This window comes from Pseudomonas kitaguniensis, from assembly GCF_009296165.1.
Classification (GTDB): domain Bacteria; phylum Pseudomonadota; class Gammaproteobacteria; order Pseudomonadales; family Pseudomonadaceae; genus Aquipseudomonas; species Aquipseudomonas kitaguniensis.
Map to the genome: position 1 here is coordinate 1 of NZ_VUAZ01000095.1, position 20857 is coordinate 20857.

At 58.7% G+C, this 20857-nt stretch carries 14 protein-coding genes, 4 tRNA genes and 3 pseudogenes; 12 read left to right on the plus strand and 9 right to left on the minus strand.

The annotated features are described in order from the left end of the window. Positions 1 to 82: 82 nt before the first annotated feature. The 5 genes from copD to F0169_RS16370 form a co-directional block, all read right to left on the minus strand. Positions 83 to 949 (minus strand): copper homeostasis membrane protein CopD, encoded by an 867-nt coding sequence (gene copD, locus F0169_RS16350; RefSeq protein WP_152747083.1) that lies wholly within the window; start codon positions 947 to 949, stop codon positions 83 to 85. Between the two features lie 3 nt (positions 950 to 952). Then, the gene (gene copC / locus F0169_RS16355) at positions 953 to 1318 is read right to left on the minus strand and encodes a copper homeostasis periplasmic binding protein CopC (RefSeq protein WP_152747084.1); all 366 of its coding nucleotides are present in this window, start codon (positions 1316 to 1318) and stop codon (positions 953 to 955) included. 144 nt (positions 1319 to 1462) lie between these two features. Further along, positions 1463 to 2881, minus strand: coding sequence for an efflux transporter outer membrane subunit (locus tag F0169_RS16360; protein ID WP_152747085.1), 1419 nt, complete (start codon positions 2879 to 2881; stop codon positions 1463 to 1465). Continuing rightward, on the minus strand, positions 2865 to 4031 hold the full coding sequence (locus tag F0169_RS16365) for an efflux RND transporter periplasmic adaptor subunit (protein WP_152747086.1): 1167 nt from the start codon (positions 4029 to 4031) through the stop codon (positions 2865 to 2867). The genes F0169_RS16360 and F0169_RS16365 overlap by 17 nt, the downstream gene beginning before the upstream one ends. After that, a complete protein-coding gene (locus F0169_RS16370; protein ID WP_152747087.1) occupies positions 4021 to 7242 on the minus strand; it encodes an efflux RND transporter permease subunit in 3222 nt (1073 codons plus the stop codon). The genes F0169_RS16365 and F0169_RS16370 overlap by 11 nt, the downstream gene beginning before the upstream one ends. 227 nt (positions 7243 to 7469) lie before the next feature. On the opposite strand from F0169_RS16370, the gene F0169_RS16375 reads away from it, so the two are divergent. Beyond that, positions 7470 to 7880 (plus strand): PA0061/PA0062 family lipoprotein, encoded by a 411-nt coding sequence (locus F0169_RS16375; RefSeq protein ID WP_058413395.1) that lies wholly within the window; start codon positions 7470 to 7472, stop codon positions 7878 to 7880. Here the strand turns inward: F0169_RS16375 and F0169_RS27425 are convergent. After that, positions 7877 to 8038: a hypothetical protein gene (locus F0169_RS27425; protein WP_162839874.1), complete on the minus strand. Its 162-nt coding sequence runs from the start codon at positions 8036 to 8038 to the stop codon at positions 7877 to 7879. The two genes, F0169_RS16375 and F0169_RS27425, sit on opposite strands and share 4 nt — an antisense overlap. A 210-nt stretch (positions 8039 to 8248) precedes the next feature. Here F0169_RS27425 and F0169_RS16380 point away from each other — a divergent pair, with 210 nt between their 5' ends. Continuing rightward, complete coding sequence (locus F0169_RS16380; protein ID WP_099236697.1) at positions 8249 to 8911, plus strand: peptidase C39 family protein; 663 nt, start codon at positions 8249 to 8251, stop codon at positions 8909 to 8911. 70 nt (positions 8912 to 8981) lie between these two features. Here F0169_RS16380 and pbpG read toward each other — a convergent pair. Continuing rightward, a pseudogene (pbpG, locus tag F0169_RS16385) lies at positions 8982 to 9904 on the minus strand (D-alanyl-D-alanine endopeptidase). A 208-nt stretch (positions 9905 to 10112) separates the two neighbouring features. Then, a complete protein-coding gene (gene folD, locus F0169_RS16390) occupies positions 10113 to 10967 on the minus strand; it encodes a bifunctional methylenetetrahydrofolate dehydrogenase/methenyltetrahydrofolate cyclohydrolase FolD (RefSeq protein ID WP_122250857.1) in 855 nt (284 codons plus the stop codon). A 275-nt stretch (positions 10968 to 11242) separates the two neighbouring features. On the opposite strand from folD, the gene F0169_RS16395 reads away from it, so the two are divergent. From F0169_RS16395 to F0169_RS16410, 4 genes are all read left to right on the plus strand, one after another. After that, positions 11243 to 11319, plus strand: a tRNA-Arg gene (locus tag F0169_RS16395). A gap of 32 nt (positions 11320 to 11351) precedes the next feature. Next, positions 11352 to 11427: transfer RNA gene (locus F0169_RS16400), tRNA-His, on the plus strand. Between the two features lie 56 nt (positions 11428 to 11483). After that, positions 11484 to 11568, plus strand: a tRNA-Leu gene (locus F0169_RS16405). A 77-nt stretch (positions 11569 to 11645) separates the two neighbouring features. Then, positions 11646 to 11721, plus strand: a tRNA-His gene (locus F0169_RS16410). 58 nt (positions 11722 to 11779) lie between these two features. On the opposite strand, the gene F0169_RS16415 is transcribed toward F0169_RS16410, so the two are convergent. Next, positions 11780 to 12034 carry a hypothetical protein gene (locus F0169_RS16415; RefSeq protein WP_152747088.1) on the minus strand — a complete coding sequence of 85 codons (255 nt, stop codon included), beginning with the start codon at positions 12032 to 12034 and terminating at the stop codon, positions 11780 to 11782. A 233-nt stretch (positions 12035 to 12267) separates the two neighbouring features. On the opposite strand from F0169_RS16415, the gene tig reads away from it, so the two are divergent. The 6 genes and pseudogenes from tig (at position 12268) to F0169_RS16445 (ending at position 20812) form a co-directional block, all read left to right on the plus strand. Continuing rightward, the gene (tig, locus tag F0169_RS16420; protein WP_058413392.1) at positions 12268 to 13578 is read left to right on the plus strand and encodes a trigger factor; all 1311 of its coding nucleotides are present in this window, start codon (positions 12268 to 12270) and stop codon (positions 13576 to 13578) included. A 91-nt stretch (positions 13579 to 13669) separates the two neighbouring features. Then, a pseudogene (gene clpP, locus F0169_RS16425) lies at positions 13670 to 14304 on the plus strand (ATP-dependent Clp endopeptidase proteolytic subunit ClpP). A 112-nt stretch (positions 14305 to 14416) separates the two neighbouring features. Next, positions 14417 to 15700, plus strand: coding sequence for an ATP-dependent Clp protease ATP-binding subunit ClpX (gene clpX / locus F0169_RS16430; protein ID WP_010209414.1), 1284 nt, complete (start codon positions 14417 to 14419; stop codon positions 15698 to 15700). A gap of 188 nt (positions 15701 to 15888) precedes the next feature. Then, positions 15889 to 18284, plus strand: a pseudogene (gene lon, locus F0169_RS16435) (endopeptidase La). A 133-nt stretch (positions 18285 to 18417) separates the two neighbouring features. Further along, positions 18418 to 18705 (plus strand): HU family DNA-binding protein, encoded by a 288-nt coding sequence (locus tag F0169_RS16440; RefSeq protein WP_221034285.1) that lies wholly within the window; start codon positions 18418 to 18420, stop codon positions 18703 to 18705. A gap of 232 nt (positions 18706 to 18937) precedes the next feature. After that, positions 18938 to 20812: a SurA N-terminal domain-containing protein gene (locus tag F0169_RS16445; RefSeq protein ID WP_152747089.1), complete on the plus strand. Its 1875-nt coding sequence runs from the start codon at positions 18938 to 18940 to the stop codon at positions 20810 to 20812. Positions 20813 to 20857 lie beyond the last annotated feature (45 nt).

Consider the following 20857-nt stretch of genomic DNA (forward strand, 5'->3'; position numbering starts at 1 on the left):
GCTTGCTCGCGATTGCATCAACTCGGTGTACCTGATGCACCATGGTGCCTGCATCGCGAGCAAGCCCGCTCCCACAGCACACTTAAAAAACCTGGCCCGCCGTGACCATCGGCGGCAGCGTGCCGAGCAGCGAGACAGCGCCGACTGCGCCAATCCCCAGTAACCATTCGAGCATCACACTGGCCTGCAACGCGCCCACGCGTCGCTCGCACTCCCGAACGCGCAACCGGTTGAGCAATGCCAGCCCCAACATCCCCAGCACCAGCAGCACCTTGATCAACAAAATCAACGCAAAACCACTGAACAAAGGCGTGGGCCACAGTTGCCCGGTCAACACACGAACATTGATCAAACCCGTCAGCACCAAGCCCGCGACCAGGGCGTAACCTGCGCCGCTGAAGCGCGTGAGAACGGGTTGCAGCGCGTGCTCATGCGACCGTCTGAGGATCAATACCAGCAGCAACAACCCGCCGAGCCAGGCACCGACGCAGACCAAATGCACCACTTGATTAAGCATCAGCAACTGCCCGCCAAGCCCACTGAGCATGGCGCCATGGCCTACCGGTGCCAGCGTCGCCAACAGCAGCGCAAGCAATGGCAGGCGCAACGCCGGCCAGGGTTTGATCAGCGCAATGACCAGCAGCAGGTTAATCAGCAGATGCCAGACCCACACCTGGCCAAAAAAGGTTTTGCCCAGCACCAACTGCACCGTGGTCAGTTGCAGCGCCGCGTCCCAACTGCCGGCCATGCTGGCCGTGATCAACAAAAGCCACGCCACGCCGGAACCCAATCCCAGCCACGCGAGCGCGCGAGTAATGCGCAGCAGTTGCCGGTCCAGTGCCGGCTGCGGTTCAGCGCCGAGCAGCCAGGGCCTGAACACACAGGCCCCGAACATCAACAACACGACGATGAAATGCATGAAGCGGCACAGCACCAGCAGCGTCGCCATAGGTTATTGGCCGACCTTGAAGCTGTACTCGCCGTTGCTCTTGTGGGTGTCGACCGACACTGCGTTCCACACCACTTTGTACTGGCCTGGCGCGAGCGGGGCGGCGGGCGTCACCACCAGGGTTTTCTTGTCGGCGTCCGGGGTGTCGAGACCTTTGATGGCGACTTCGGTGCCGTCTTTGCTCAACGACACCTTGGTGAAGGTGGCCTCGATACCTTCGCTGAAGCTCAAGCGCAGGTCGGCTGGCGCGGCAACCGTGCTGTCGGCGGCAGGCGTGGTATTTTTCAGGTGGGCATGCGCAAACGCCGCCGAGGCACCAAGCAAAGAGGCAAGCAGCGCGACGGTGGTCAGGGTTTTTTTGATCAACATTGTGCAATACCAATCAATCGGAAGGAGCGCGCAGTGTACGAAGTTTCGACGCCGCCTGCCCACCTCGCCACTGCTTAAAACCGATGTAATACCCTCACCTGTGGGAGCGGGCTTGCTCGCGATAGGGCCAACTCGGTTCCCTAATCAACCGCCCGCTTGCCAACCGCCCCCCAGCGCCGTGACCAACCCCACGCTCGCCTGCAACTGCCGCGTCTGCACCGCTTGCAATGCCCTTTGCGCCTGTAACGCCGCCGTCTGCGCGGTCACCACGTCCAGATAACTCACGGCCCCCGCTTGATAGCTGTTCATCGCCAAGGCTTGCGTGTGTTGCGCCGCGTCCGCCGCCGCTTGCTCATCCTGCGCCTGCTGCTGCAAATCCCTTAGCTGCGCCAGGTTATCTTCCACCTCGCGCACGGCTTTGAGCACCTGGCTGCGGTACTGCGCCGAGGCTTGTTCAAACTCGGCCTTGGCTTGGCGTTCGTTGGCACTCAAACGCCCGCCGTCAAAGATCGGCAGGTTAACCAAAGGCCCGAGTGCCCAGTAGCGATTGCCTGCCGAAAGCAGATTGCCGACGCCCTGCGTCTGCCCGCCAATCAACCCGGTCAAACTGAAATCCGGGTACCACGCAGCTTTGGCCACGCCGATATTGGCGTTGGCCGCAAACACTCTGCGTTCCGCCGCTGCGATGTCCGGACGGCGTTGTAGCAGAAGGCTCGGCAACTGCGACGGAATCGCCGGTAACGCAATCAAGTGCGGGCTGGCTGGCAAGCTGAAGTCGCTGGCCGCCACGCCGGTCAACTCGGCAATCGCATGCTCGGTCAGGTTGCGTTGCCCGCGCACGTCATCCAACTGGGCTTTGGCCTCGGCCAGTTGGTTTTGCGCACGCGTCAGGTCCAGCTCCGACGCTATCTGGCCTTCGTAGCGACTGCGCGTCAGTTGCAACGCCTGGCTGAAGTCATCCAGCGAGCTGTTGAGAATTCGCGCCTGCGCATCCAGCCCATTGAGCTGCACATACAGCGTCGCCAGTTGCTGTTGCAGGCTCAGGCGCGCCACCGCCAGGTCATCCGCCGACGCTTGCACCTGGGCATCACCGGCCGCCACCTGGTTGCGAATTTTGCCCCACAGGTCCACGTCGTAGCTCAGCGAAAACCCTGCGCTGTTGCTGTTGTAGATCGACGGCTGGGTGGTCCCGCGCAAGGGCCGCGAGTCCGATTGGCGTTGGCGCAACGGTTGCGCGCTGGCGCTGATCTGCGGGAACAACCCGGCATGCAATTGGCTGGCATAGGCTTGCGCGGCATCGAAGTGCGCGAGTGCCGCCGCCAGGTCCGGGTTGGCCGTGAGCAGGTGTTGTTGCAGGTCATTCAAGCGCGAATCGTTGTACAGCGTCCACCACTGCGGGGCCAGTTGGTCGGACGGTTGCGCGCTGTGCCACGGGCCATCGCTGGTCTGTTCGCGGTAGCCCGCCGGCAGGTCAATCGACGGCACCTTATAGGTGGGCGCCATCGAGCAGCCGTGCAAGGCCAGCAGCATCAATGCGGCGAAGGGCTTAAACCTTGGGCGCATGCGCACCTCCGGCGTCGGCCAGTTGCACGCGGTCGCCTTCGCGCAGCGCATCGGGCGGGTTGTCGACCACGCGGTCGGCGGGTTTCAGGCCCTGGTCGATCACCAGGCGCTCGCCGAGGTCGAGGCCGATGTGGATGTCTTGCAGGTGCACTTGGTTGTGCGCGTCCAGCAGCGCAACTTGGGTGCCTTGGGCGCGGAAGATCAGCGCGCTGGCCGGGATGCTCACGCCATGCGTGTCGGCCGGAATCGGCAAGCTGGCTTCGGCGTAATCGCCGGGCAGCAACTCGCCATTGGGGTTGTCGGCAACGAACTGCGCGAGCAGCGTGCCGGAGCGCCGGTCGATGGCGGTGGAGTCGCCGATCAGGCGCGCGTTGAAGTGCTCGCCGGGATGTTCGGGCACCGTCAGTTCGGCCTCGAGGCCTGTGTGGATGACCGCCGCGTAGTTCTGCGGCACCGGCACATAGAGGCGCAATTGGTGCGTGTCTGCGAGGTTGAACAGCTCGGGGTCGCTGTCGGTGTCGGCCTTGATCAACTGGCCAATGTCGGTGTTGCGCGCGGTGATGGTGCCGGCGAACGGCGCGCGAATAGTCTTGTAGCTTTCCAGTGCCGACAGCCGCGCATAGTCGGCGGCGGCAGCTTGGGCGTTGGCTTTGGCGGCGGCGGCGTTCGAGGTTTTTTCATCGGCCTCCTGGCGCGACACCGAGTGGCTGGCCAGCAGGTTTTGCCAGCGCGTGGCGGTGGTTTCGGCCAGGCGGGCGTTGGCCTGCTCTTGCACCAGGCGCGCGTGGGTTTGCGCCAGTTGCTGGTCGAGGTCGGGGCTGTCGATTTCCGCCAGTATTTGCCCGGCTTTGACCTGCGTGCCGATGTCGGCCTTCCAGTCTTTTAAATAGCCGCTGACCCGCGCGTGAATCGGCGCCTTGCTCCAGGCCTCCAAGTGCGCAGGCAGGCGCAGGGTGTCACCCGCAACGTTCTGCTGAGGTTGAAACACCATCACCTGCGGGATGGCGGCGGTTTCGGTCCAGGCGGTAACCGATTGTTCATGCAGCGTGCGGGCGTGCAGGCCGTTGGCGACCAACAGCGCTGCCAGCGTCAGGCCGCCGGCACCCATGAGCATCAGACGCTTGCGCGAGGGTTTGTGATCAGACGACATGTGGGGTTTCTCCAACTGCAGCGCGAGTAGGGTGACGACCGTGGACCAGGCTGAAGACCACGGGAACAAACAACAATGTGGCGACGGTGGCGAAGATTAAACCGCCGATCACCGCGCGCCCGAGCGGAGCGTTTTGCTCCTCGGACAGTGCCAGCGGCAGCATGCCGATGATCATCGCCAAGGCGGTCATGCACACCGGGCGAAAACGTGTGTAACCGGCCTCCATGGCCGCCTTCAGCGCATCGCCATGTTCGGCCAGGCGTTCACGGCAGAAGCTCACCACCAGAATCGAGTTGGCGGTGGCCACGCCCATGCACAAGATGGCGCCGGTGAGTGCGGGCACCGACAATGAGGTGCCGCTGAGGAACAGCATCCACACGATGCCCGCGAGTGCGGCCGGCAAGGCGGTGATGATCACAAACGGGTCGGCCCAGGATTGGAAGTTGACCACGATCAGCAGGTAAATCAGCACCACCGCGCCGAGCAAGCCGAAGCTCAAGCCACTGAAGGCTTCATGCAGCGCATCGATCTGCCCGTGCAGGCTGATAACCGCGCCTTTGGGGCGCATGGACGCGGTGTCGTCGAGCACTTTTTGCACGTCGCGCGCCACGCCACCGAGGTCGCGACCCTGCACGTTGGCGTACAGGTCCAGCGTCGGCTGGATGTTGTAATGGGTGACCACCGCCGGGCTTTGCACGCGGGAAATGCTCGCCAGGCCGCCGAGTATTTGCGACTGGCCATTCGCGCCGGTGACCGGCAAGGCCGCAAGCGACGGCAGGCTGTCGAGGCGGTATTGCGGGGTGGCGGCGACGATGGAGTACGACACGCCGTTGGCCGGGTTAAGCCAGAACGTCGGCGCCACTTGGGAGCTGCCGGCAAGCGAGGCAACCATGCTGTTGGTCACGTCGCGTTCGGTAATGCCCAAGCCATTGGCGCGCAGGCGGTCGACATTCACTTGCAGCGATGGGTAGCCGGTGGACTGCTGGATACGCAGGTCGGCAATGCCCGGTACATGTTGCAGGCGACGTTCCAGTTCGACGGCGTAGGCGCGGTTTTCTGCATCGCTGCGCCCGGAGATTTTCACGTCCAGCGGGGCCGGCGCACCGAAGTTGAGGATCTGGCTGCTGATGTCGGCCGGCAGGAATGCAAAGTGGCTGCCGGGGAAACTTTGCGGCAAGGCTTCGCGCAGTTTTTTCACGTAGTTGGCGGTGGGCGCGTGGTCCTTTTTCAAGCTGACTTGAATGTCACCGTCCTGCGGGCCGATGGTGCCGCTGCTGCTATAGGCCATGTCGATGCCGCTGAGCGGAATGCCGATGTTGTCGACGATGGTGTCGAGTTCGTCGGCCGGGATAACCTCGCGAATCCGCGCTTCAATACGGTCGAACGCCGCCGCGCTTTCTTCGATGCGCGTGCCCAGCGGCAAGCGTACGTGGAGGGCGAGGGCGCCCGCGTCGGTGGCCGGGAAAAAGTCCTGGCCCAAGCTTGGCAACAGCAGGAACGAGGCGAGTACGCAGGCCAGGAAGCCTGCGATAAAACGCTTGCGAGTGCCCAATGCCAACGTCAGCAGGCCGTGGTACGTGTCGCGGATGTTCGAAAAGTGCCGTTCGAAACCTTGCTGAAAATTCAGCACCGACTGCAGCACGGCGTTGCGTGGTTTCGCGTGCTGCTCACCTTCATGGTGGTTGATGAATTGATCTTCGGGGTGATGGCCTGCGCCTTGTTCCGGTGTGTGCGGCTTGAGCAGGAACATCGCCAGTGTCGGCACCAGCGTGCGCGAAAGAATGAACGAGCTGGCCATGGCAAAAATCACCGCCAGCGCCATCGGCCGGAACAGGTAACCGGCGATGCCTTGCAGCAAAAACATCGGCACAAACACGATGCAGATACACAGCAGCGAGACGAACGCCGGGCCGACGATTTGCGCGGCGCCATCCAGAATCGCAGTCCTGACTGCCTTGCCTTGCTCAAGGTGCCAGTTGATGTTTTCGATGGTCACCGTGGCGTCGTCGACCAGAATGCCCACCGCCAATGCCAGCCCGCCGAGAGTCATCACGTTGAGGGTTTGCCCGCTGACGGCCAGCAGCGCGATGGCCGACAGCACCGCCAAGGGAATCGAGGCGGCGATGATCAGCGTCGAGCGCCAACTGCCGAGGAACAGCAGGATCATCGCGCTGGTCAACAGGGCGGCGATGATGCCTTCCTGGGCCACGCTGCCCACCGATTGCTTGACGAACACCGAGGCGTCACCCAGCAGCGAGGTCTTCAGCGACGGCGGTAGGGTTTCGTTGATGCGCGGCAGCATTTGGCGGATGCCGTCGATGATCGACAGGGTGGAAATGCTGCCGTTTTTCAACGCAGGCATCAGCACTGCGCGGTGGCCGTCGACACGCACGATGTTGGTTTGCGGCGGTGAGCCGTCACGCACGTGAGCCACCTGGCCGATGGTGATAATCGCGCCGTTCACGGTTTTGATCGGCAGGTCGTTCAGCTCGTCAATCGCCTTGGGGCTGTTGTTGAGCAATATCGTGTATTCGTTGCGGCCGAGCTTGGCGGTGCCCACCGGGATGATCTGGTTCTGCAACGCCAGCGCATTGCCCACGTCCTGTGCCGACAGGCCTTTGGCGGCCAACGCTTGCGGGTCGAGGTCGAGGGTGATCTGGCGCTGCTTGCCGCCCATCGGGGTCGGCATCGCCAGGCCGGGCAGGGCGCTTAACGGCAGGCGAATGTTGTTCTGCACCAGGTCGCGAATCTTCGCTTCCGAGAGGCTCGGGCTGGAAAATGCCATTTGCAGGATCGGCACCGTGGAGGCGCTGTAGTTGAGGATCAGCGGCGGCGTGATGCCCGGTGGCATTTGCTTCAGCACGGTTTGTGAGACCGCCGTCACCTGGGCGTTGGCGGTGCGTATATCCACGCCGGGCTGGAAGAAGATTTTCACGATGCCCATGCCTGGCAACGACTGCGATTCGATGTGCTCGATGTCGTTAACGGTGGTGCTCAGGGAGCGCTCGTAGGTGTAAATCACCCGGCCGGCCATGGCGTCCGGTGACAAGCCGTTGTACTGCCAGACCACGGCGACCACGGGGATGCCGATATCGGGAAACACATCCGTAGGGGTTCGCAGGGCCGCCATCGGCCCGATGATGCAGATGAATATGGCCAACACGATAAACGTGTACGGCTTGTGCAGTGCGGTCTTTACCAGCCCGAGCATGCGTGAACCTCCGAGGGAGCAGAATTGCAAACCCCGGCAGTCTTGCCCGACCCACCTAACACGCACCTTTCAGCCAGGTGAAGGAACATTTAGTTAGCGGCTGAAGATCGTTTCATATGGATTCATTTGTTCTAAAAAGCGCAGCTCTCCAAGCTTGTAGCCCATCGGACGCGAATACATTCGACACCCGTCCAGTGTTTTTTATTGAGGTCTTTTGGAGCCCTGCCATGTCACTGAAACCCCTGTTGTTGATGCCTGCCCTTGCCGCCGTATTAGTGTTGTCGGCGTGCGCCGGCCCGATTCCCAAGGCGGACCCGAGCGAGGCGTGGATTGGCTTGAAAGAGGAAGCGCCGAACGACCTGATGGCCGAGCGAGTCGACGGCCAGCGCGTGGATGACGGGCGCTATTTTGAAGTGAGCCCGGGCGACCATCGCCTCGACGTGACGTTATTTGAAGAAGAGCCCGGCGACGACAATCAGCAGGAGTGCCAGGGGCGGGTCGAGTACAAACATTTCCAGGCGGGTAAGCATTACACGTTGGTGGAGTCGAGCCTGGGCAGTACCGTGCGCGCCGTCCTTGAAGACGGCCACGGCAAGGAACTCGCGGCCACTCAAGACTTCAACTGCATGCCTGGCTAGGCGTGGTGCACCGCTGCCTTGTGCGGTTTGGCGGGCGCAGCGGGTTTAACGTGGGGGTGGTGATGCCGGCGAGTCACGCGCATGACCCCCCACAACATGGCGCTGGCGACCGCCAGCCAACCACAGACCAACAGGAAAATCGTCGTTGCAAGGCTCATTCTGGCCTCCTTTCGCCCCGCAGGGGGCACACACAGTCTTTTCAATGGACAGTCTAGCTGCCTCACGGTTGCTTGCTATTGACCAATGGTCATGGCTGTCCAACGTGTTTGCACTATCCAGGGTGTTTACTAGCGTTCAAGGCTATACCGGCGTTGCCGTGCGCCCTATGATCAGGGCCTTCAGCGGCAGTTGATCAAGAGAGTAGAAAATTGCGGTTACGGTCGAACGTTAAAACCTCCCTGTTGTTGGCCTGCGCCTTGGGCCTTGCGGCCTGCGCCGGGCAGCCGTCGAAACTTGCCGGCCTGCCGGAGCGCGTCGAGCTTAACGGCGTGCCTGCGTTTCGCAGCGAAGCGTACCTGAGTGGCCCCTCGGCTTTGGCTAGCATGCTGTCGCAAGAAGGCATTGTCATGACACCCGGTTTGCTCGACAAACCCCTGCACTTGCCGGGTGGCGAGGCCGACCTTGAGCGCAACATGCAGGTGTTGGCGCGTGAGTACGGGTTGATGGTGTACCCGCTGGACGCCCAATTGACGGCCGTGCTGGCGCAGGTGGCGGCGGGTTACCCGGTGATGGCACGCATCAACTCAAGCTTCTGGTCCGGCCCGCGGTATGTGGTGGTGGTGGGCTTCAATCAACAGAAAAGCACGGTGTTGCTGCGCTCGGGCATGGACCGGCGGCGGCTGATGAGCTTCAGTGATTTTGAATCGGCATGGAACAGCGCCGGGCACTGGGCGATTCTCACGCAGCGCCCGAGCCAGTTGCCGGCGAAGGTCGACGCGCAGCGTTGGCGCGACGCTGCAAAGGCTACGGCCCAAGCCGGGCAAGAGCAGGCGGCGGCGCAAGCACTCAAGGTGTTGGCGGAACGCAAATAATACATGTGGGAGGGAGCAAGCCCCCTCCCACATTAAGCCATCCCTGATTGCGCCAAGGCTGGTGTATTGCTTAACGACGCACTTCTGCAGCGTTAGGGCGGTTCTTCAGGTTTTTGTCAGCCTTGTAGCGCAACGCCACGTCTGGCACCGAGCCGCTTTTGCCGGTCTCGACCCAGTTACGAATACGCGTGGCATCGGCTAAGTGCGTGAATTTGCCGAAGGCATCCAGAATCACCAGCGACACCGGGCGGTTCCCCATGGTCGTAACCAGCACCAGGCAATGGCCCGCCTGGTTGGTGAAGCCGGTCTTGGTCAGCTTGATGTCCCAGTTGGCGCGGTTGATCAGGTGGTCGGTGTTGGAAAAGCCCAAGGTGTAGTTGGGCTTGCGGAACGCCACGGTCTTCTCCTTGGTGGTGCTCAACTGGCTCAGCATCGGGTATTTGCGCGCGGCGGCCAGCAGTTTGCTCAGGTCTCGGGCGGTCGACACGTTGTGAATCGACAGGCCGGTGGGCTCTACATAATGCGTGCTGGTCATGCCCAGCGCTTTGGCCTTGGCGTTCATCGCTGCAATAAAGGCCGGGTAGCCGCCCGGGTAATGGTGCGCCAGGCTTGCGGCGGCACGGTTTTCCGACGACATCAGCGCGATCAGCAGCATTTCTTTGCGCGGCATTTGGCTGCCGATTTTTACCCGGGAGAACACGCCTTTCATCTCCGGTGTGTCCTGGATATTGATGTCGATGTATTCATCCATGTTTTGCTTGGCTTCCAGCACGATCAGGCCGTCATCAATTTGCTGACCGAAGCAATCGGCACCACCACGTCGGGGTTGCTCGAATAAATCACTTTGTTGGTCTGCAAGTCGACCAGCATGGCGCTGCCGGAGGCGATTTGCAGTTTGGAGGTGTCACGCGGGGCGATGATGGTTTCGCTGGCGTGCGCAAAAGTGCCTGTAAATGCAAAAAACAGGCTAACGATAGAGAGACGAATTTTCACGCGGATGAACTCGCTAAAGAGTAAGGAAATACCGTCCATGGAACAGGTTTTATGATAAATGACGTTACATTTTAGGAGTATGGATGAAGAACTGTCGAATGTTCTTCTAGAACCGGACGAAAGTGCTTAAAAACTAACAAAAAACAGGTTTTTTACGGGCAATAAAAAGCCCTGCGATAAGGCAGGGCTTTTTCATTACTGCTGGTTATTAGTCGTGCAGGGTTTCTGCCGCGTACAGCGTATTTTCCAGCAGGCAGGCGCGGGTCATCGGGCCAACTCCGCCTGGCACCGGGGTTATCCAGCCAGCGCGGGGCAGGGCGGTGTCGTACACCACGTCGCCGACCAGCTTGCCGTCGTCCTGGCGGTTGATGCCCACGTCGATCACGATGGCGCCTTCCTTGATCCACTCACCTTTGACCAGGCCCGGCTTGCCGGCAGCCACCACCACCAGGTCGGCGCGGCCGACGTGGCCGGCGAGGTCCTTGGTGAAGCGGTGGGTCACGGTCACAGTGCAGCCAGCCAGCAGCAGTTCCATGGCCATTGGGCGCCCGACGATGTTGGAGGCACCGACCACCACCGCGTCGAGGCCGTACAGGTCGACACCGGTGCTTTCCAGCAGGGTCATGATGCCTTTCGGGGTGCACGGGCGCAGCAATGGAATGCGCTGCGCGAGGCGCCCAACGTTATAAGGGTGGAAACCGTCGACGTCTTTGTCCGGGCGAATACGCTCCAGCAGTTTGGAGGCGTCCAGATGCTCGGGCAGCGGCAGTTGCAGCAGGATGCCGTCGATGTTTGCGTCATCATTAAGGCTGTCGATCAGGTCGGTCAGGGCTTGCTGAGGGGTGCTTTGCGGCAAGTCGTAAGCTTTGGAAACAAAGCCGACCTCTTCACAGTCTTTACGCTTGTGCGAGACATAAACCTGAGAGGCAGGATCGCTGCCGACCAGGATCACCGCGAGGCCAGGCGTGCGCAGGCCTTGCAGGCGGCGCTCGGTGACTCGTTTGGCGATCTGCTGGCGCAGGCTGGCGGCGATTGATTTGCCGTCGATAAGTTGTGCAGTCATTACGCGTGATTAACCATCGAGAGGGGGAAGAAAAGTGCGCGCATTCTCGCACGCCACGGCGTGAGGGCAAAGGCGCTTGGTCTGCAAATTGCCCTAACCCCTTAAATAAAATCAGTTTTTTTCAAAAAAGATTTGACGGGTTTCCGGGGCGTCTATACTATTCGTCGCACTTGTCGGGCACAGCCTAGCACTGGTTACGAAAGTCGAGCATTTGTGTTGTTATGCAAGGCTTGCAGCACTTAGTTTGTAATCCTCCAAGAGTACAGATTAATCAGGCGCCCGTAGCTCAGTTGGATAGAGCATCCGCCTTCTAAGCGGATGGTCGCAGGTTCGAGTCCTGCCGGGTGCGCCATTAGGCAGCTTTGGCACAAGTAAGGTTTTATGGTGGGCGTAGCTCAGTTGGTAGAGCACGGGATTGTGACTCCCGTTGTCGAGGGTTCGATCCCCTTCGTCCACCCCATATTTTAAAAGGCGCCAGATTAATCGTCTGGCGCCTTTGCTTTAATAGCTTCAAGCGCGGATGTGGTGGAATTGGTAGACACACTGGATTTAGGTTCCAGCGCCGCGAGGCGTAAGAGTTCGAGTCTCTTCATCCGCACCATTTAAAGCTTCGCCTTGCCCTCGGGTCAGGTGAGGGTCGACAAAGAAGCTGTATGGGTTCTTTGTTCATGCAATATGGTGGGCGTAGCTCAGTTGGTAGAGCACGGGATTGTGACTCCCGTTGTCGAGGGTTCGATCCCCTTCGTCCACCCCATATTCAGAAAAAGCGCCAGATCAATGATCTGCGCTTTTTTTTGCGTTCCGAAAACTTGTTACCAAGAAAAAGCAAGCATTCTCAATGCCTTGGCGTTAGAATCGTTGCCGGTTTTGAGCGTGTATAACTGGTCTGAGGCAGTATCAGGATCAGTACAGCTATTTAATAGCGAATAACGGCGCAGTACCTGAAAAAGGGCTGTGCCGTTTTTGTTTACGTGTTTTGAGGTTTCAGGGCAGGGGGTTTCGTCGTATTTGTGTTTCTCGATGCTGCTGCCGTGCCCTCCGGCTTTGTTTGCAAGGTCGGTAGCCAAGGGCGTGCGTCCAGACGCTTCTATATATAGAAGGGTTGATGCAGAGCCTTGGCGTGATGCGCTGTATTTGCTAACGGGATGAGGTGCATGCGTGCACTTGAACCTATAAATGGCCTGCTGTTTTTCTACCCGTTTTCAGTAGGGTGACTTCTTGAGTTTGACCCACTAGAATGCATGCCCTTGATTCTGGGGTCGGAAACGGCCGGCTAACGTCTGTGCAACGAGGAATATCCATGCAAGTTTCTGTTGAAAATACTACTGCTATCGAGCGCCGCCTGAGCATCACCGTGCCGGCAGAGCGTATTGAGACTGCGGTCAACAAGCGTCTGCAGCAGACTGCCCAAAAGGCCAAAATCGCTGGTTTCCGTCCAGGCAAAGTGCCAATGAGCGAAATCAAGCGTCGTTTTGGTGCTGATGCGCGTCAGGAAGCGGTAGGTGACGTGATTCAGGCGTCCTTCTACGAAGCGGTTGTTGAGCACAAGCTGAACCCGGCTGGCTCGCCGTCTATCGAGCCGAAGTCGCTGGAAGCCGGCAAAGACCTGGAATACGTTGCCGTATTCGAAGTGTTTCCAGAGTTCGAAGTCGCCGGTTTCGATTCGATCGCCGTTGAGCGCCTGAGCGCTGACGTGGCTGATGCTGACCTGGACAACATGCTGGAAATCCTGCGCAAGCAGAACACCCGTTTTGAAGTGGTCGAACGTGCTGCCCAGAACGAAGACCAACTGAACATCGATTTCGTTGGCAAGGCTGACGGCGAAGAGTTCGCTGGCGGCTCCTCCAAGGGTACTCAGCTGGTGCTGGGTTCCAACCGCATGATCCCGGGTTTCGAAGACGGCCTGGTTGGCGCCAAAGCCGGCGAAGAGCGCGTGCTGAACCTGACCTTCCCGGCTGATTACCAGAACCTGGACCTGGCCGGCAAAGCCGCCGAGTTCACCGTGACGGTCAACAGTGTTTCCGAGCCTAAGCTGCCAGAACTGAACGAAGCGTTCTTCAACCAGTTCGGTATCAAGGAAACCGGTATCGAAGGCTTCCGCACCGAAGTTCGCAAGAACATGGAGCGCGAGCTGCGTCAGGCCATCAAGTCCAAGGTCAAAAACCAGGTGATGGACGGTCTGCTGGCTGCCAACCCGATCGAAGTGCCAAAGGCGCTGCTGTCCAACGAAGTTGATCGCCTGCGCGTTCAAGCGGTTCAGCAGTTCGGTGGCAACATCAAGCCTGACCAACTGCCGGCCGAGCTGTTCGAAGAACAAGCCAAGCGCCGCGTTGTGCTGGGTCTGGTCGTGGCCGAAGTGGTCAAGCAGTTCGACCTCAAGCCTGACGAAGACCGCGTTCGTGAAATGATCCAGGAAATGGCCTCGGCCTACCAGGAGCCTGAGCAGGTTGTGTCCTGGTACTACAAGAACGACCAGCAACTGAACGAAGTACGTTCGGTTGTGCTGGAAGAACAAGTTGTGGATACTGTTCTGCAGAAGGCTAAGGTGACCGACAAAGCGGTCTCTTACGAAGAAGCAGTCAAACCGGCGGAAGCAGCACAAGCCGACTGATTGTCCAACTCGTTCGAAATACAACCATAAGCCAGCCTCGCGCTGGCTTATGCGTTTTCAAGACATGACTATTTGGGAGTAACTGCAGAGCATGTTCCGTAATTCCTATATTCAGCAGAACTCTGATACCCAGGCCGCTGGCGGCCTGGTCCCGATGGTTGTCGAGCAATCTGCTCGTGGCGAACGCGCCTATGACATCTACTCGCGCCTGCTCAAGGAGCGAGTGATCTTTCTGGTCGGCCCTGTAGAGGACTACATGGCAACCTGATTTGCGCGCAACTGCTGTTCCTTGAAGCGGAAAATCCGGACAAGGACATCCATCTTTACATTAACTCTCCGGGCGGTTCGGTAACGGCGGGCATGTCGATCTACGACACCATGCAGTTCATCAAGCCAAACGTTTCGACCACGTGCATCGGCCAAGCCTGCAGCATGGGCGCATTCCTGCTCACAGCAGGTGCCGAGGGCAAGCGTTACTGCCTGCCTAACTCGCGTGTGATGATTCACCAGCCACTGGGTGGCTTCCAGGGCCAGGCGTCTGACATCGAAATTCACGCCAAGGAAATCCTGTTTATTCGTGAACGCCTCAATACATTGATGGCCAAGCACAGCGGGCACACCCTGGAAGAAATCGAGCGCGACACCAACCGCGACAATTTCATGAGCGCTGAAGCCGCCCGTGAATATGGGTTGATCGACGCAGTGATCGAAAAGCGCCCCGCTTAATATAAGCAGCTCAAAATAGGGCTGGTCGGCATGTCCGACCACCGGCGGGCTTGAAAAAGCCCGCATAAGCCTTCATCTTGTGTTGCAAGCCTATCGGATTTGGATCGAACGAATGACTGACACCCGCAACGGCGAGGACAACGGCAAGCTGCTCTATTGCTCCTTCTGTGGCAAAAGCCAGCATGAAGTGCGCAAATTGATTGCCGGCCCCTCGGTGTTTATCTGCGACGAGTGCGTCGACCTGTGCAATGACATCATCCGCGAGGAGGTGCAGGAAGCACAGGCCGAGAGCAGCGCGCATAAATTGCCTTCGCCTAAAGAAATCAGCGGCATCCTTGATCAGTACGTGATTGGTCAAGAGCGTGCAAAGAAGGTTCTGGCCGTAGCGGTATACAACCACTACAAGCGCTTGAACCAGCGTGACAAGAAAGGCGACGAAGTCGAACTCGGCAAGAGCAACATTTTGCTGATCGGCCCTACAGGCTCGGGTAAAACCTTGCTTGCAGAAACGCTCGCCCGCCTGTTGAACGTTCCTTTCACCATCGCCGACGCCACCACCCTGACCGAAGCTGGTTATGTAGGTGAAGACGTCGAGAACATCATTCAGAAGCTGCTGCAGAAGTGCGACTACGACGTAGAGAAGGCCCAGATGGGTATTGTCTACATCGACGAAATCGACAAGATTTCGCGCAAGTCCGACAACCCGTCGATCACCAGGGACGTTTCCGGTGAAGGCGTGCAGCAAGCCCTGTTGAAACTGATTGAAGGCACGGTTGCTTCCGTACCGCCACAAGGCGGCCGCAAGCACCCGCAGCAGGAATTCCTTCAAGTTGACACGCGTAACATCCTGTTCATCTGTGGCGGTGCGTTTTCGGGGCTGGAAAAGGTTATTCAGCAGCGTTCTACCCGTGGCGGCATCGGTTTCAGTGCAGAAGTGCGCAGCAAGGAAGAAGGCAAGAAGGTCGGTGAGTCCCTGCGTGAAGTCGAGCCTGACGATTTGGTCAAGTTCGGTCTGATCCCGGAGTTCGTGGGTCGCCTGCCGGTTCTGGCCACGTTGGACGAGCTGGATGAGGCTGCTTTGATTCAGATCCTCACCGAGCCGAAAAACGCCCTGACCAAGCAATATGCCAAGTTGTTCGAGATGGAAGGTGTAGACCTCGAGTTCCGTACCGACGCACTCAAATCAGTGGCCAAGCGGGCACTGGAGCGCAAGACCGGTGCACGTGGTTTGCGTTCGATCCTCGAAGGCGTATTGCTCGACACCATGTACGAAATCCCCTCGCAGTCCGAGGTGAGTAAAGTGGTGATCGACGAAAGCGTTATCGAAGGTAAGTCCAAGCCACTGTATATCTACGAAAACAGTGAGCCGGCTGCCAAGGCTGCGCCAGACGCGTAAGCGTTTTGCAGTTGCAGTAATAGCAAGGGGCCTTTTGAGGCCCCTTGTTTTTTGGGGCTGTTTTTCAGGCTAGGGTTAAAATTCGCGTTTATTCATGCGTTTAACTGCTGGCATTGAGCTTGTTTTTTTTGCATGCAGCCCCCATCTTGGTTTCAAGCTATTTTTTCAACTGTCATAGAGGCGAAATCATGAAGACAACCATCGAATTGCCTCTCCTGCCGTTGCGTGATGTCGTCGTCTATCCGCACATGGTTATCCCGCTGTTCGTGGGGCGCGAGAAGTCTATCGAAGCCCTCGAGGCAGCGATGACGGGCGACAAGCAGATCCTGCTGTTGGCCCAAAAAAATCCGGCTGATGATGATCCAGGCGAAGACGCCCTGTATCGCGTCGGCACCATCGCCACTGTGCTGCAATTGCTCAAACTGCCTGATGGCACCGTCAAGGTGCTGGTAGAAGGCGAGCAGCGCGGTGCTGTGGAGCGTTTCATGGAGGTGGATGGCCACCTGCGCGCCGAAGTGGCGCTGATCGACGAAGTCGAAGCCCCTGAGCGCGAATCTGAAGTGTTTGTACGCAGCCTGCTCTCGCAGTTCGAGCAGTATGTGCAGCTGGGTAAAAAAGTCCCGGCTGAAGTCTTGTCTTCGCTCAACAGCATTGATGAGCCAAGCCGCCTGGTCGACACCATGGCTGCGCACATGGCGCTGAAGATCGAGCAGAAGCAAGACATTCTCGAAATTATTGACCTGTCGGCGCGTGTTGAACACGTGCTGGCCTTGCTCGATGGCGAGATTGACCTGCTGCAGGTCGAAAAGCGCATCCGTGGTCGCGTCAAGAAACAAATGGAGCGCAGCCAGCGCGAGTACTACCTGAATGAGCAGATGAAGGCCATTCAGAAGGAGCTTGGCGACAGCGAAGAAGGCCACAACGAAATCGAAGAGCTGAAAAAGCGCATCGATGCCGCCGGCCTGCCCAAAGATGCATTGGCCAAGGCCACTGCCGAGCTGAACAAGCTCAAGCAAATGTCGCCAATGTCGGCCGAAGCCACCGTGGTTCGCTCCTACATCGACTGGCTGGTGCAGGTGCCGTGGAAGGCGCAGACCAAAGTGCGCCTGGACCTGGCGCGCGCCGAAGACATTCTGGACGCCGATCACTATGGCCTCGAAGAAGTCAAAGAACGCATCCTCGAATACCTCGCCGTGCAAAAGCGCGTGAAGAAAATTCGTGGCCCGGTGTTGTGCCTGGTCGGTCCTCCGGGTGTCGGTAAAACGTCCCTGGCTGAGTCCATCGCCAACGCGACCAATCGCAAATTTGTGCGCATGGCCCTCGGCGGTGTGCGTGATGAAGCTGAAATTCGCGGCCATCGCCGTACTTATATCGGTTCGATGCCGGGTAGATTGATTCAAAAGATGACAAAGGTGGGTGTGCGCAACCCGCTGTTCCTGCTCGATGAAATCGACAAAATGGGCAGCGACATGCGTGGCGACCCGGCGTCGGCGTTGCTCGAAGTGCTCGACCCCGAGCAGAACCACAATTTCAACGACCATTACCTGGAAGTCGACTACGACCTGTCCGACGTAATGTTCCTGTGCACCTCCAACTCGATGAACATTCCGCAGCCTTGCTGGACCGGATGGAGGTGATTCGTCTGCCGGGTTACACCGAAGACGAGAAGATCAACATTGCCGTTAAATACCTCGCGCCCAAGCAGATTTCGGCCAACGGCCTGAAGAAGGGCGAGATCGAATTTGATGTCGAATCGATCCGTGACATCGTGCGTTACTACACCCGCGAGGCCGGTGTACGGGGCCTTGAGCGCCAGATCGCAAAAATTTGCCGCAAGGCGGTCAAAGAGCACGCGCTGGAAAAACGCTTCTCGGTGAAGGTGGTTGCCGACTCTCTGGAACACTTCCTCGGGGTGAAAAAATTCCGTTACGGCCTGGCTGAACAACAGGATCAGGTTGGCCAGGTGACTGGCTTGGCGTGGACTCAGGTGGGTGGCGAATTGCTGACCATTGAAGCCGCTGTGATTCCGGGCAAAGGTCAGTTGATCAAGACCGGTTCACTCGGTGATGTGATGGTCGAATCGATCACTGCCGCGCAGACCGTGGTGCGCAGCCGCGCCAGAAGCCTGGGCATCCCCCTGGACTTCCACGAGAAGCACGACACCCACATCCATATGCCGGAAGGCGCGACGCCCAAAGACGGCCCTAGCGCTGGTGTAGGCATGTGCACGGCGCTGGTGTCGGCGTTGACCGGCATTCCGGTGCGCGCCGATGTGGCGATGACCGGGGAAATTACCCTGCGTGGCCAGGTACTGGCCATCGGTGGCCTGAAAGAGAAACTGCTTGCTGCGCACCGGGGTGGAATCAAGACGGTGATCATTCCTGAAGAGAATGTTCGCGACTTGAAGGAAATTCCGGACAACATCAAGCAGGATCTTCAGATTAAACCGGTTAAATGGATTGACGAGGTCCTGCAAATTGCGCTGCAATACGCGCCGGAGCCCTTGCCGGATGTGGCTCCGGAGATAGTCGCCAAGGACGAAAAACGCGAGTCTGATTCGAAGGAAAGAATTAGCACGCATTAATGCGAATAAGCCTGGGAGCTTCCTTGACAGCTTTTTAGAGCCCTTGTTATAAAGCGGCTCTTAAGTGTCTGTAGGCCATTCAGCACTGGTTTTTGCTTTCACCAAAAAACTTAGAATCATACTCAATAGATATATAAGGGGACTTAGAGTGAACAAGTCGGAACTGATTGATGCTATCGCCGCATCCGCTGATATCCCGAAAGCTGCTGCTGGCCGTGCGCTGGACGCAGTAATCGAATCCGTCACTGGCGCTCTGAAGGCCGGCGACTCCGTAGTGCTGGTTGGCTTCGGTACTTTCTCTGTGACCGACCGCCCAGCGCGTACTGGCCGTAACCCACAGACTGGCAAAGCACTGCAAATCGCTGCTGCCAAAAAACCAGGTTTCAAAGCCGGTAAAGCGCTGAAAGAAGCCGTTAACTAAGCTTCGCTCAAGCCTTGCCTACCCGGGTCAGACGCAGGTCTGGCCTGGCAGCGGAGCGGCAGCTGACCCACGTATCCATTGGGTCACCATGGCCTGGGGTGTTGGTTCAAACCCCCGTCCGCTCCGCCAGTTACGAGAAGGCGCATCCTCGGATGCGCCTTTCTTCTATCCGGACTCTACCCACGCTCCACGGTTGCCTAATTTTTGAAGATCAACCGTTTCTGGGGGACGCATGCTGCAGAATATCAGGGACAATTCACAAGGCTGGATTGCCAAAACCATTATCGGGATCATCGTCGCATTGATGGCGTTCACCGGTATCGAGGCCATTTTCCAGGCGTCGACCAATAACAAGCAGGACGTGGCCAAGGTTAACGGTGAAGAGATCACCCAACCCGAGTTGAGCCAGGCCGTCGACATGCAACGTCGCCAGCTGATGCAACAGCTTGGCAAGGATTTCGATGCTTCTTTGCTGGACGAAAAACTGCTGCACGATACGGCCCTCAAGGGTCTGATCGATCGCAAGCTGTTGCTGCAAGGTGCGGCTGATTCGAAGTTCGGCTTCTCTGAAGCGGCGCTGGATCAAGTCATCCTGCAAACGCCGGAATTCCAGGTGGACGGCAAATTCAACGCCGAACGCTTTGATCAGGTGATTCGTCAGCTGGGCTACAGCCGTCTGCAATTTCGTCAGATGCTGACTCAGGAAATGCTCATCGGCCAGGTTCGCGCAGGTATCGCCGGCAGCGGTTTTGTGACCGACGCCGAGGTACTGGCATTCGCCCGTCTGGAAAAACAGACGCGCGATTTTGCCACCGTCAACATCAAGGCCGACCCTGCGGCGGTGAAGCTCACCGACGACGAGGTCAAGGCTTACTACGATCAGCACGCCAAAGAGTTCATGACGCCGGACCAAGTGGTCATCGACTATCTGGAACTGAAGAAGTCTTCGTTCTTCGACCAGGTTACCGTCAAGGACGATGAACTGCAGGCCGCCTATCAAAAGGAAACCGCCAACCTCGCTGAACAGCGTCGTGCCGCGCACATTCTGATTGAAGTCAACGACAAGGTGACCGAGGCGCAAGCCAAGGCCAAGATCGAAGACATCCAGGCACGCCTGGCCAAAGGTGAGAAGTTCGAAGCGCTGGCTAAAGAGTTTTCGCAGGACCCAGGCTCCGCCAACAATGGTGGTGACCTTGGTTTCGCGGGGCCTGGCGTCTACGACCCGGACTTTGAAACGGCCTTGTACGCGTTGAACAAGGACCAGGTTTCGGCGCCGGTGCGCACGACCTTCGGTTGGCACCTGATCAAGCTGTTGGGCGTTGAAGCACCGCAAGTGCCGTCGTTCGCCAGCCTGAAAGACAAGCTGACCCGTGAGCTCAAGGCTCAGCAGGTTGAGCAGCGCTTTGTTGAAGCTACCAAGCAATTGGAAGATGCGGCATTCGAAGCGTCCGACCTGGCCCAGCCGGCGTCTGACCTCAAGCTGACCGTGCACACCTCCGCGCCGTTTGGCCGTGAAGGTGGCGAAGGTGTTGCGGCCAACCGTGCCGTGGTCACTGCTGCGTTCAGCCCGGAAGTGCTGGATGAAGGTGCCAACAGCAGCGCCCTTGAGCTGGACCCGGAAACCATCATCGTGCTGCGTGCCAAAGAGCATCTGAAACCTGCGCAACTGCCACTCGACAGTGTCTCGGCGGCGATTCGTGCACAGATGGCCAAAGAGCGCGCGAGCGTGGCGGCCAAGGCGCATGCTGACGAGCTGATCGCCAGCCTGCGTGATGGCAAGACCGCGCTGAACCAGCCAATAGATGGCCAGGCGTGGAAGGTCACTGAAGCGGCTACCCGTAGCCAGGAAGCGATTGAGCCAGCTGTGCTGCAAGCCCTGTTCCGCATGCCCAAGCCTGTGGCCAAGGACAAGCCGACCTTCACCACGGTAACCCTGGCTGACGGTAGCCTGGTGATCGTGCGCTTGAACGGTGTCAATGAAGCGGCTGCGCCGACGGACGAAGAAAAGGCGCAATACCGCCGCTTCCTCGCGTCGCGTATTGGCCAGCAAGACTTTGCTGCCTACCGCAAGCAGTTGGAAGCCAAGGCTGACATCAAGAAGTTCTGATGCTGCTTTGAATAAAAAGCCCCCGGTCTGAAAGGACCGGGGGCT

Coding starts and splice junctions, on each gene's coding strand:
- copD (WP_152747083.1), bottom strand. CDS start 949: ATGGCGACGCTGCTGGTGCTGTGCCGCTTCATGCATTTCATCGTCGTG.
- copC (WP_152747084.1), bottom strand. CDS start 1,318: ATGTTGATCAAAAAAACCCTGACCACCGTCGCGCTGCTTGCCTCTTTG.
- F0169_RS16360 (WP_152747085.1), bottom strand. CDS start 2,881: ATGCGCCCAAGGTTTAAGCCCTTCGCCGCATTGATGCTGCTGGCCTTG.
- F0169_RS16365 (WP_152747086.1), bottom strand. CDS start 4,031: ATGTCGTCTGATCACAAACCCTCGCGCAAGCGTCTGATGCTCATGGGT.
- F0169_RS16370 (WP_152747087.1), bottom strand. CDS start 7,242: ATGCTCGGGCTGGTAAAGACCGCACTGCACAAGCCGTACACGTTTATC.
- F0169_RS16375 (WP_058413395.1), top strand. CDS start 7,470: ATGTCACTGAAACCCCTGTTGTTGATGCCTGCCCTTGCCGCCGTATTA.
- F0169_RS27425 (WP_162839874.1), bottom strand. CDS start 8,038: ATGAGCCTTGCAACGACGATTTTCCTGTTGGTCTGTGGTTGGCTGGCG.
- folD (WP_122250857.1), bottom strand. CDS start 10,967: ATGACTGCACAACTTATCGACGGCAAATCAATCGCCGCCAGCCTGCGC.
- tig (WP_058413392.1), top strand. CDS start 12,268: ATGCAAGTTTCTGTTGAAAATACTACTGCTATCGAGCGCCGCCTGAGC.
- clpX (WP_010209414.1), top strand. CDS start 14,417: ATGACTGACACCCGCAACGGCGAGGACAACGGCAAGCTGCTCTATTGC.
- F0169_RS16445 (WP_152747089.1), top strand. CDS start 18,938: ATGCTGCAGAATATCAGGGACAATTCACAAGGCTGGATTGCCAAAACC.